Source organism: Bacillus sp. C30 (assembly GCF_040838255.1).
Lineage (GTDB): Bacteria > Bacillota > Bacilli > Bacillales > Bacillaceae_G > Bacillus_A > Bacillus_A mycoides.
On sequence record NZ_JBFPJH010000540.1, the window covers coordinates 1 to 1622 of the forward strand.

The 1622-nt window shown below is 33.3% G+C and carries 2 protein-coding genes and 1 pseudogene; all 3 read left to right on the plus strand.

Annotated elements, in window-relative coordinates:
- Window positions 1–372: pseudogene (locus tag AB3X49_RS22645) on the plus strand (ABC transporter permease); the annotation flags it as partial.
- Window positions 373–386: 14 nt separating this feature from the next.
- A complete protein-coding gene (locus AB3X49_RS22650; RefSeq protein ID WP_002030591.1) occupies window positions 387–1289 on the plus strand; it encodes an ABC transporter ATP-binding protein in 903 nt (300 codons plus the stop codon).
- Window positions 1289–1622 (plus strand): ABC transporter permease (locus AB3X49_RS22655; protein ID WP_367964879.1); only part of this gene is annotated, 334 nt, incomplete at its 3' end. The genes AB3X49_RS22650 and AB3X49_RS22655, both read left to right, overlap by 1 nt.

Below are 1622 nucleotides of genomic sequence, written 5' to 3' on the forward strand. Positions count from 1 at the left end.
GGAATATTACATCATATGTTATCTATTTTCTTATGGGGACTAGATTTTGTTAATATGCTAGTTTCTATTTATTTAATTATAGTAATTACGAAACTGTTCAATGTGAAATCATCGATGAGTAAGATTGTTTGCGTAATCTTATTCGTTGTTTTTATCGCATTTAATGGGGGAATAACGTATATCTTTCAGCAAATAGAAAAGTATGTGTTTGCCATAAATAATATTGGATTTATAGATCAAAACGGCTTTTTAAATACATCATTTTATTCTGGTACAGATATTACAGTTTTAAATCTATGTTTTAACTGTTTATTAACAATTATAATATTAGTAGTTACAGGTCGCATCATCGACAAAAAACTAGAAGTTTAAAGGAGGAATCATCATTGGGAAATGTAGTAGTGAAATTAGAAAATGTCCGAAAAAAAATCGGTAGAACAGAAATTATTCGTGGCTTATCATTTGAGGTTCGTGAAGGAGAGGTATACGGATTCCTTGGACCGAACGGTAGCGGTAAGACGACGACAATTCGTATGATGACAGGTCTTATTTCTATGACAGAAGGCGATATTACAATTTGTGGCCATAGTATTCGCACAGAGCGTGAAAAGGCGCTAGAGCAAATTGGAGCGATTGTAGAAAATCCCGAGCTATATGATTATATGACTGGAATGCAAAATTTAAAGCATTTTGCGAACATGGCGATTACCCCAATTAGTAAAGAGCGCATCGCTGAAATTGTAAAGCTTGTTGAATTAGAGCATGCGATTCATAAAAAGGTGAAAACATACTCACTTGGTATGAAACAGCGTTTAGGAATTGCGCAGGCGTTACTTCATCAGCCGAAAATCTTAATTTTAGATGAACCGACAAATGGATTAGATCCAGCTGGTATTCGCCAAATTCGTGATTATTTACAACGATTAGCGAAAGAAGAAAATATTGCAGTCATTGTATCAAGTCATTTATTAAGTGAAATTGAATTAATGTGTGATCGCGTAGTTATTATAAAGCAAGGTGAGTTTGTACAAGAGTATAACTTACATGAACAAGCGAAGCATGATGAAACAGTTGTAGTTGCATTTGAAGTAGATCAAGTTCAAAAAGCGAACGAAATTATTAAAGGTAAAGTACAAGGAAATGTAGCTGTGGCATCTGTAATGAAAGAAGAGATTCCGCAAATTGTAAAACAGTTAGTGAATGCTGATGTACTCGTATACGGTGTTACTGTTCAAAATAAAACGTTAGAGGATGAGTTCTTAGCGATTACAGGGGGAGTGAAAGCGTAATGTTTAAATTAATTCAAAATGAATTTTTAAAGTTACATGCGAAAAAAGGTATGTACATTTTAATAGGTGTAATTGCAGCATTGGAGATTTTGGGAGTTTTAGCGATGCTAAAATGGGGAGGAGGAAATGAGTTTAAAGGATCATATTTAGATTTTGTAAGTTCAGAGATTGGTTTAATTACCTTATTTGCAACAATTTTTGGAATTACGATTGCGTCTCGTACAATTACTGATGAGTTCCAAAAAGGTACAATTAAGCAGTTATTAATCCGTCCGAGAAAACGAATTACAGTTTTGTTCTCTAAATATATTACAGTGTTACTTACTATATTAT